This is a genomic window from Kitasatospora sp. NPDC004272, assembly GCF_053603035.1.
Window position 1 is genome coordinate 1 of record NZ_JBSGET010000217.1, and the last position, 9,331, is coordinate 9,331.

At 74.7% G+C, this 9,331-nt stretch carries 9 protein-coding genes; 3 read left to right on the plus strand and 6 right to left on the minus strand.

All coding sequences use genetic code 11. The features are described 5' to 3' along the window. Window positions 1-358 precede the first annotated feature (358 nt). Window positions 359-1,750, minus strand: coding sequence for an ATP-binding protein (locus ACWEO5_RS36785; protein ID WP_452166454.1), 1,392 nt, complete (start codon window positions 1,748-1,750; stop codon window positions 359-361). Window positions 1,751-1,767: 17 nt separating this feature from the next. Then, window positions 1,768-2,472 (minus strand): response regulator transcription factor, encoded by a 705-nt coding sequence (locus ACWEO5_RS36790; RefSeq protein ID WP_344551224.1) that lies wholly within the window; start codon window positions 2,470-2,472, stop codon window positions 1,768-1,770. A gap of 180 nt (window positions 2,473-2,652) precedes the next feature. Here ACWEO5_RS36790 and ACWEO5_RS36795 point away from each other — a divergent pair, with 180 nt between their 5' ends. The 3 genes from ACWEO5_RS36795 (at window position 2,653) to ACWEO5_RS36805 (ending at window position 4,738) form a co-directional block, all read left to right on the plus strand. Then, window positions 2,653-3,192: a hypothetical protein gene (locus ACWEO5_RS36795; RefSeq protein ID WP_452166450.1), complete on the plus strand. Its 540-nt coding sequence runs from the start codon at window positions 2,653-2,655 to the stop codon at window positions 3,190-3,192. Between the two features lie 101 nt (window positions 3,193-3,293). Then, window positions 3,294-3,788 (plus strand): Lrp/AsnC family transcriptional regulator, encoded by a 495-nt coding sequence (locus tag ACWEO5_RS36800; RefSeq protein ID WP_033219895.1) that lies wholly within the window; start codon window positions 3,294-3,296, stop codon window positions 3,786-3,788. Window positions 3,789-3,976: 188 nt separating this feature from the next. Continuing rightward, on the plus strand, window positions 3,977-4,738 hold the full coding sequence (locus ACWEO5_RS36805) for a helix-turn-helix domain-containing protein (RefSeq protein WP_452166451.1): 762 nt from the start codon (window positions 3,977-3,979) through the stop codon (window positions 4,736-4,738). A 133-nt stretch (window positions 4,739-4,871) separates the two neighbouring features. On the opposite strand, the gene ACWEO5_RS36810 is transcribed toward ACWEO5_RS36805, so the two are convergent. The 4 genes from ACWEO5_RS36810 to ACWEO5_RS36825 form a co-directional block, all read right to left on the minus strand. Then, window positions 4,872-5,678 carry a hypothetical protein gene (locus tag ACWEO5_RS36810; RefSeq protein WP_452166452.1) on the minus strand — a complete coding sequence of 269 codons (807 nt, stop codon included), beginning with the start codon at window positions 5,676-5,678 and terminating at the stop codon, window positions 4,872-4,874. Window positions 5,679-5,767: 89 nt separating this feature from the next. Continuing rightward, window positions 5,768-6,418, minus strand: a complete 651-nt coding sequence (locus ACWEO5_RS36815) for an IclR family transcriptional regulator (protein ID WP_014135981.1) — start codon at window positions 6,416-6,418, stop codon at window positions 5,768-5,770. Between the two features lie 379 nt (window positions 6,419-6,797). Next, entirely contained in the window at window positions 6,798-8,621 is a 1,824-nt protein-coding gene (locus ACWEO5_RS36820; RefSeq protein ID WP_452166455.1) for a DEAD/DEAH box helicase, read from the minus strand. Window positions 8,622-8,805: 184 nt separating this feature from the next. Beyond that, window positions 8,806-9,331, minus strand: a 526-nt coding sequence (locus ACWEO5_RS36825) for a cellulose binding domain-containing protein (protein ID WP_452166453.1), incomplete at its 5' end; no start/stop codon positions are given.

Here is a 9,331-nt window from a genome sequence, read left to right on the forward strand (position 1 = left end):
CCGGTCGGCCGGTGGTCCGCGGTGCGTCTCCCGGCGGCGGCGGTGCGCGCGGTGCCGGTGTGCGCGCTGTGGTGACGGTCACGCGCGGCGGCCGTACCGCTGCGGTCCGGGGCCGCGCCGGACCCGGCGCGCGGGTACGGGTTCCGGGGCGGAGCGGGCTCCGGTCCTCGTACGGTTCCGGGGTCGCGGACCCCGCTGTCGGCTGACGTTAGCCGGGCCGGCGGGCCCGGTCGCCCGGGCCGGGACGGCATGAGGCAGCATTGGCCGCCGCTTAGGACGTATTTAAGGGAGCGGAGCGACGCCCGAGCTGTCGCCCCCGCGGTAACAGCTCCTGTGTCGGCACCGGTCGTCCTCGGTCCTAGTCCTTGCGGGTCATCAGCCGGCCGCTCCGGCGGCGTTGCTGCCGGGGCAGTTCGACCTCGGTGCGGACGTTGATCCGGACCGAGATCTCGGCGCCGTCGAGGGCCGCCGAGCGGCCGAGCAGGACTTCGCCGCCGGTGCCCTCGGCGAGTTTGCGGACGATGTCCAGGCCGAGGCCGGTGGAGCCCTCGCCGCCGTGTCCGGCGCCGCGCCGGATGGCGGTGTCCGGGTCGGCGAAGCCCGGTCCGCCGTCCCCGACCAGGACGGTGACCGCGTCCCCGGTGGCGGCCACGTCGACGGCGAAGGGGGTGCCGACGGCGGTGTGCCGGAAGACGTTGCCGAGCAGCGCGTCGACGGCGGCGGCCAGGTCGCCGCGCTGCACCGGGACGGGCATGGGCGCGTCGGCGCCGGTCAGTCGCCAGGGCCGTCCCTCGTCCTCGGCGAGCGCGGACCAGAACCCGACCCGCTCCCGGAGCACCTCGACGGCGTCGCAGCCGAGGGCGACCGGCGGGGCGTCCTCCGGGTCGCGGCGGGCGGTGCGGATGATCTGGTCGACCTCGCGCTCCAGTTGGGAGACCGCGTGCCGGGTGGCGTCGGCGGCGTCGCCCCCGCCGAGTGCGGCGGCGTTGAGCCGGAGCACGGTGAGCGGGGTGCGCAGCCGGTGGGAGAGGTCGGCGGCGAGTTCCCGTTCGGCGGCGAGCAGGTGGACCACCCGGTCGGCCATCGCGTTGAACGCGTAGGCGGCCTCCCGGAGTTCTTCGGGTGCGCCCGCCGCCTCGCGTCCCTCGACCGGGACCCGGACGGTGAGGTTGCCGGCGCCGAGCGAGCGGGCGGCGGTGGCCAGGCGGCGGGCGGAGCGGATGATCCGGGTGCCCATCCGGTCGGCGACCGCGACGGACACCGCGACCAGGGCGAGCGCGACGCCGGAGAGCACCAGCCAGGCGGTGCCGACGCCGCGCGACAGGTCGCTGTCGGGGACGTACACCTCGACCATGGCGATCCCGCCGCCGTCGACGGCGACGGGCTGCAGCAGCACGTAGCCGCCGTCGACCCGGGCGGTGCCGGACCGGACGGTGGGGGTGGTGCCCTGGTTGCCGTTGCCGGGCGGCTGGTCGTTGTCGGTGCGGGCGTTGCCGACCGTGATGCCGCCGGGCAGGTGGACGGCGAGCCGGTCCTGGGTGCCGGCGTCGGTGGAGGCCATCGCCTTGGCGACGGCCTGCTGGTCGATGGTGATGGCGAGGGCCGGGCCGAGCGCGGCGGCCTGCCGTTCGGCGGCGGTGAACGCCCGGTCCCGGGCGGTCTGCTGGACCATCAGGCCGAGCGGGATGAGGAAGGCCAGCGCGACCATGACGGTGCCGGCGATGGCGGCCTTGACCATCGCCCAGCGCAGCGAGCGGAGGATGCGTTTCACGTCGCGCCCCCGGCCGGTCCGGAGGGCGCCTCCAGGCGGACGCCGACGCCGCGCACGGTGTGCAGGTAGCGCGGGCTGGAGGCGGTCTCGCCGAGCTTGCGGCGCAGCCAGGACAGGTGGACGTCGATGGTCTGGTCGCCGCCGTAGGTCTGCCGCCACACCTCGGCCAGGATCTCCTTGCGCGGGACGACCACGCCGGGGCGGGCCGCCAGGAAGGCCAGCAGGTCGAACTCGCGGCGGGTGAGGTCGAGCCGCTGTCCGTCGAGCAGGGCCTCGCGGCGCTGGGGGTCGATGGCGAGGCCGCCGACCCGGAGGATCTGGGGTGCCACCAGGGCGCCGCCGCCCAGTCTGCGCAGGACGGCGGCCATCCGGGCGGTCAGGTGTTCTCCGGAGAAAGGTTTCACCAGGTAGTCGTCGGCCCCGTCGTTCAGCAGCCGGACGATCTCCGCCTCGTCGTCCCGCGCGGTGGAGATGATCACCGGGACGTTGGTCAGGCCGCGGATCATCTTGAGCGCCTCGCTGCCGTCCAGGTCCGGCAGGCCCAGGTCGAGGACCACCAGGTCGCACCCGACCTGGGCGACTTCGCGCAGGGCCTCCAGGGCGGTGCCGACGGAGCGCACGGCGTGGCCGGTGTCGGCCAGATGGCGGATCAGGGCGGAACGCACAAAGGGGTCGTCCTCGACCACAAGCACTGTTGCCATGGGGCTGCACGGTACGGCATGGCGGCCGACTGGTCTGTACCTCGGGGGGTTCGCCCGGACCGGGAACGGGCATGGACTTCAGCTTCCCTGAAGCTTCACCGCTCTTTTTCCACAAGGTTTCCGCGGATGGTCCGGCCCACTGACCCGGTCGTGACCTTCGTACGGCAGGATGGGCCCGCGATGCGGAGCGGACTGGTTCAACTGGGCGCCTGGACGACGGCCACCGGAGCAGCGGTGGCGTTGTCCTGGCTAGGCGTGCACGCGGTGCTCGTCGACACGGTGTTCGAGCAGCCGGCGGCGGTTCAACTGCCCTCGGTGCCCTCTACCGAGCCGACGGGGACGAGCCCGCCGGCTTCCCCGAGCGCCGCGCCACCCCCCTCGGCGGTGGCCCCGGACCCGGCGCCGGACCCCTCGCCGGACCCGGACCCGACGCCGGGGGCGACCGTGGCCTCGCGGCCCACCACCCCGGCCCGGAAGACCAGCAGCCCGCCCAGCACGGTGCACAGCTACCCGGTACTGGGCGGCCGGGTGGCGCTCGACCAGCGCCCCACCGAGGCCAAGCTGGTGTCGGCGGTGCCGGAAGCGGGCTGGTCGGTGCAGGTCTGGCACGGTGACCAGTGGATGCAGATCAACTTCTCCAAGGACGACCGGGCCTCCGTCGTCATGGTGTCCTGGAACGACCACCCGCCCACCGTGCAGACCTTCGTGGTGGGCAACTGACCCGTCCCGCCGGGCGCCCGGGCTGACGCGCGGACCGGGGCGGCCGCACAATGACGGTCGACGCCCGACCGCCCGCCCCGCCCCGCCCCTGGAGCCGCCCCGTGCCCCCGCAGCCCGACGCCATCGACGCGCTGGACGGCAAGCTGATCCGGCTGCTCGCCGAGGAGCCGCGGATCGGGGTGCTGGAGTGCTCGCGCCGCCTGCAGGTGGCCCGCGGCACGGTGCAGGCCCGGCTGGACCGGCTGCAGGCGCGCGGGGTGATCGGCGGGTTCGGCCCGCAGGTGGACCCGGCGGCGCTGGGCTACCCGGTGACGGCGTTCGCGACGCTGGAGATCTCGCAGGGGCAGGGCGCGGACGTCCGGGCGCACCTGGCGGCAGTGCCGGAGGTGCTGGAACTGCACACCATCACCGGCCACGGGGACATGCTGGTGCGGATCGTGGCCCGGTCGAACGCGGACCTGCAGCGGGTGATCGACCGGGTGGTGGGGTTCGACGGGATCGTCCGGGCGTCCACCGCGATCGCGCTGGAGAACCCGGTGCCGTACCGGGTGCTGCCGCTGGTGGAGCAGGCGGCCGGGGCGGGGGGCGGGGGCTGACCCCGCGCCGGTGCCGGTCCGCCCTGGCGCGCCTCCCTTGACCGGGGGGTTTTTGGCATATGCCTTTTGTCTGTGCACGCAAAGATCGCAGCCATGAGCATATGGACCGCACTCCCTGAGTGCCCGTCAGCCGCCCCACCGTCAGCGGCCGCCCCCCGGCGGGCCGTTCGTCCACGGGCGGCCCAGCGATGAGCCGGGCCGCCGAGCCGCAGACCACCCTGATCGCGTCCGCGCAGCGGGCCCTGCGGCTGCTGGAGGCCGCCGCCCGGCACCCGTCCGGCGCCACCGCCAAGCAGCTCGCCCGGGACACCGGGCTGGCCCTCGGCACCACCTACCACCTGCTGCGCACCCTGGTGCACGACGGCTACCTGGAGCGCCGCGAGGGCCTGTACCGCACCGGCCCCGCGGTCTCCGGCCTGACCAGGGAGGACAGCCCGGCGGCCGGCCGCTCCCGGCTGGACCGGCTGCTCGGCCGGATCGCCCACCAGCTGTCCGCGGCCGTCCACTTCGCCTGGTACAAGGACGGCGAGGTCGACCTGGTCGCCGCGGCGGCCGCCCCCGGCGCCCCCACCGCCGACCCGCGGCACTTCCGGGCCGGGGCGCACGCCCACGCGGCCGGCAAGACGCTGCTGGCCCTGATGTCCGCCGAGGAGCGCCGCAACCACCTGGCCCGCTACCCGATGGTCCCGTTCACCCCGTACACCCTGCGCGAGCCCGCCCACCTGCCGCTGCTCCCCCGGCACGGGCCGCAGCGGGCCGCGCCGATCACCCAGTACCAGGAGTACGCGATGGGCACCGCCGGGGCGGCGGTGCCCATCGTGCTGGGCAGCGGTCTCGCCGCGGTCGCGGTGTCGCTGCCGATGACCCAGGCCCACCGGTTACCGGAGATCGCCGCACAGTTGCGCAACCGGGTCGGCGACGACCTGGTGACGGCCGCGTTCGGGCTGTAGGAACGACCGCGGCCCCGGGGGACGGACGCGTACGAGGGCCGGGCGCACGGGGGTGCCACGCCCGGTCCCCACTGCCCCGCCGCGCCATTGCCCCGCCGCGCCGCCGTCCGAGGACCTCCAACCGGACGGGGCGTCAGCAGTGCGGGACCGCGCCGCCGCTGTTCAGGGCCTGGAGCGCGGCGACCGAGTCGGAGAGGGTGTCCACCGGGATCAGCTGCAGCCCGTCGGGGGTGTTGACCTTGCCCTGCGCGCACTCGCTGCGCGGCAGCAGGAACACCGTGGCGCCGTCCTGCTTCGCCGCCTGGGTCTTGAGCGGGATCCCGCCGACCTGGCCGACCCGCCCGTCCGCGTCGATCGTGCCGGTGCCCGCCACGTTGCGCCCGCCGGTCAGCTCGCCGCCCCTGCCGTCCCCGGAGATCTGGTCGATGATGCCCAGCGCCAGCATCTGGCCGCCGCTGGGGCCGCCGATGTCACCGAGGTCGACCTGCACCCGGACCTGGTCCGGCGACAGGTGCAGGTAGTTCAGCGCGGCCAGCGTCGCGCTGTCCTGGGACTGGGTCATCTGCTGCAGCGTCACCTGGTTGGCCTTCGCCGGGTCGCTCTGCGGGAAGACCTCCTCGGTCGGCACCACCGCGCGCTCCGGGTCGGCCCAGGCCGCCAGCGCGTCCCACAGGCTGTTGCGCTGCTGCGGCGGCGTCGCGTCGACGGTGACCACCCGCAGCTGCCCGGAGGTCTCCCGCAGCGGCGTCCCGGTGATCGTGAGCACCCGGGCGCCGTCGTACGTGCCCAGGGTGTCGGCGGTCCGGCCGGGCGACTCCAGGGTGAAGGGCAGCGGCACGAAGGCCGCCACCGCGAACAGCGCGAGCACCGGCAGCGCGCACAGGCCGAGGGCCCGGGTGCGCGGGGAGGTCAGGGCCGGGGGCAGGTTCTGGGAAGCCACCCCCGCATCCAAACACACCGCGGCACCCGCCACGGACGCCCGCGCGGTTCCCGCCCGGCCCGGCCCGACGGCGGCCCGGGCGCCCGGGGTCAGCGCAGCGCGTCGGCGACCTCGGTGGCGGCCTCGATCACCCGCGGGCCGACCCGCTCCGGGACGAGGCCGTTGAGCATCACCACGCCGACGCTGCCCTCGATGCCGCTGAGGCCGATCAGCGCGGCGGCCGCGCCGCTGGCGCCGGACTGCTCCTCGGCCCGGGTGATCACGCAGCCCTGCTCGGGGCGGCGCTGGCCGGGGAAGCTGCGGGCCTCCAGGATGGCCCGGCCGGCCGCGCTCTCGGAGAGCGGGTGGCGCAGGCCGGTGCGGTAGGCGACGTGGAAGTCCGTCCAGGTCGGTTCGACCACGGCGACGGCCAGCGCCTCGTTGCCGTCGACCAGGGTGAGGTGGGCGGTGGCGCCCAGGTCCTCGGCGAGCGAGCGCAGCGCGGGCAGCGCGGCCTCGCGCAGCAGCGGGTGGACGCGGTGGGCGAGCCGGAGCACGCCGAGGCCGACCCGGGCGCGGCCGCCGATGTCCCGGCGGACCAGGCCGTGCTGTTCCAGGGTGGCGAGCAGGCGGTAGACCACCGTGCGATTGACGGCCAGCCTGGCGGCCAGTTCGGTCACCGTCAGCCCGCGCTCGGAATCGGCGAGCAGTTTCAGTACCCGGACACCCCTGTCCAGGGTTTGGGAAGTCTCAGCAGTCACGAGGCGCTAGGTCCTTTCCGCGGCAAGTCCGACCCTACGGCACAACTACCGTGGGCCGCACCGGAATTGGTCGCGCGCGGGAAGGGTGTCCAGCGCGGGAGTTCCGGCCGAGGCGACATCGGCAGGGCGCAGAGCTCCGCGGCACCCGGCCGGGCCGGTGGGTGGGGACCGGGCGAGTGTGGGGAGACGCTAATGAACGGTGCGGCCCGGTGGAAGTGGTTGTCCAGAATTCGGGCGGCTTCGATGGAGAGTCGTGATGAAAAATCGGATAAGGCGCGCATAACTCGCGCCGCAAGTGCTCAAGCGTCCGATATGTGGGCGCTGCCCGGACCGGTCGGCACCCGGTCCGGGCGGCCCCGCCGCGGGGGTCGCGCGGCGCTCAGCCCTGGGCGGCCCACTCGCGGATCCGGCCGATCCGGGCCCGGAGCTGGTTGGCGGTGGCCTGCGCGGTGAGCGGGCCACCGCACTGGCGGCGCAGCTCGTTGTGGATGCCGCCGTGCGGCTGGTCGGTGCGGTGGTGCCAGGCGGCGACCAGCGCGTTCAGCTCCTTGCGCAGTTCGCGCAGTTCCTGGTGGGTGACCACCGGGCGTTCGTCGGCGGGGAGTTCGAGCAGGTCGGCCTCCTCGGCGGGCTTCGCCTTGGAGCGCTGGATCTGCCGGTGCTGGCGCTTCTGCAGCAGCATCTGCACCTGGTCGGGTTCGAGCAGGCCGGGGATGCCGAGGTAGTCCTCCTCCTCCTCGCTGCCGGGGTGCGCCTGCATGCCGAACTCCATGGCGTTGTACAGCACCCGGTCGAAGACCGCGTCGCTGCCCAGCGCCTCGTAGGAGAACTCCTCGGTGCCGGTGTCCGCCCCGTCGTTGGCCTTCTCGGCCTCGGCGAGCAGCCGGTCCTCCTCGTCGAACAGGCCCTCGCCCTCCTTCTTGGGCCGGTCCAGGACGTGGTCGCGCTGCAGCTCCATCTCGTTGGCGAAGCCGAGCAGCATCGGGATGGTCGGCAGGAACACCGAGGCGGTCTCGCCGCGCTTGCGGGCGCGCACGAAGCGGCCGACGGCCTGGGCGAAGAACAGCGGGGTGGAGATCGAGGTGGCGTACACGCCCACGCACAGCCGGGGCACGTCGACGCCCTCGGAGACCATCCGGACGGCCACCATCCAGCGCGAGGTGCCCTCGGCGTAGTCGGAGATCCGCTGGGACGCCTCGCTCTCGTCGGAGAGCACCAGGGTGACCTTCTCGCCGGTGATCTCGCGCAGCAGCTTGGCGTACGCGCGGGCCACCGTCTGGTCGGTGGCGATCACCAGGCCGCCGGCGTCCGGGATGCCCTTGCGGACCTCGGTCAGCCGCCGGTCGGCGGCCTGCAGCACCGCGGGGATCCACTCGCCCTGCGGGGAGAGCGCGGTGCGCCAGGCCTGGGCGATCAGGTCCTTGGTCATCGGCTCGCCGAGCCGGGCCTCCAGCTCGTCGCCGGCCTTGGTGCGCCAGCGCATGTTGCCGGAGTAGCTGAGGAAGATCACCGGGCGGACCACGTGGTCGGCCAGCGCGTGCCCGTAGCCGTAGGTGTAGTCGGCGACCGACTTGCGGATGCCGTCGCCGCCGGCCTCGTACTGGACGAACGGGATCGGGTTGGTGTCCGAGCGGAACGGGGTGCCGGTGAGGGCGAGCCGGCGGGTGGCCGGCTCGAACGCCTCGAAGCAGGCCTCGCCCCAGGACTTGGAGTCGCCGGCGTGGTGGATCTCGTCCATGATCACCAGCGTCTTGCGGGCCTCGGTCCGGTTGCGGTGCAGCATCGGGTTGACCCCGACGCCCGCGTAGGTGACCACGATGCCCTGGTAGTCCTTGGACAGCGGGCCGGAGGAGTACGCCGGGTCGAGCCGGATCCCTATCCGGGCGGCGGCCTCGGCCCACTGCTTCTTCAGGTGCTCGGTGGGCGCGACCACGGTGACCTGCTGCACCAGGTGGTTGTGCAGCAGGTAGGAGGCCAGGGTCAGGGCGAAGGTGGTCTTTCCGGCGCCCGGGGTGGCGACCGCCAGGAAGTCCCGGGGCTGCTTCTCGACGTACAGGTCCAGCGCGCCCTGCTGCCAGGCCCGCAGGCTGGCCGCGGTGCCCCAGGGGGCGCGGCCGGGGAAGGCCGGGGAGAGGTGCGCGGCGGCGGAGGTGCCGGTCGGGCGGGGGTGGGTGCTGTCGGCGTGCGAGAACAGCGGGGCCATCGGGGAGGAGGCGGCGGTAGTCACGGTCTCCGAACGGGGTCGTCGCAGGTCAGAGCCGGTACGGGGCCCTTCCCCCGCGGGCGGCGGGCGGTCGTGGAACCCGCCCAGCCTAGCCCCTCCCGGGGCCCGGACGACCGCCGCGGCACGCCCCTGTGGCGTGCGTCCCACCGCATTCGTACGACTGTCACCACACCTTCACACGGCAGGGCCGGCCGTTCAGCGTGATCACCTCCGGCACCGGCTCCGCGTGGGTCCGGCTGCCGGAGAAACCGGTCACCGCGGAGCCGCCGGGCGGCAGCAGCGCGTTCCAGCCGCCGTCCCGGATCGCCGCCTCGCCCGCCGTCTCGAAGCCGCGGCCGGTGCCCGGCCAGGCCGCCAGCAGGTGCTCGCCGACCGGCAGCGGCCAGCGCAGGATCCAGCCGCTCACCGCGCGGTCGGAGGTGTTGCGCAGCGAGATCCGGGCGTTGAAGCGGTCCTCGCTCTCGCTGGTGACCCGGTAGCGCACCTCGCAGCCCTCCTGCGCCTCGGTCCGCTGCTGGCCGCCGAACGGGGCGAGCACCAGCGCGGCCAGCAGCGCGGCCGCGCTGCCCACCAGGCCGGCCAGCCGCAGGTTGACCCGGCGCAGCAGGTCGAGGCGGCCCCGGCAGTCGGCGCAGCCGGCCAGGTGGTGCTGGACCCGCCGGCCGGCCCGGCCGCGGGCCTGGGCGGCC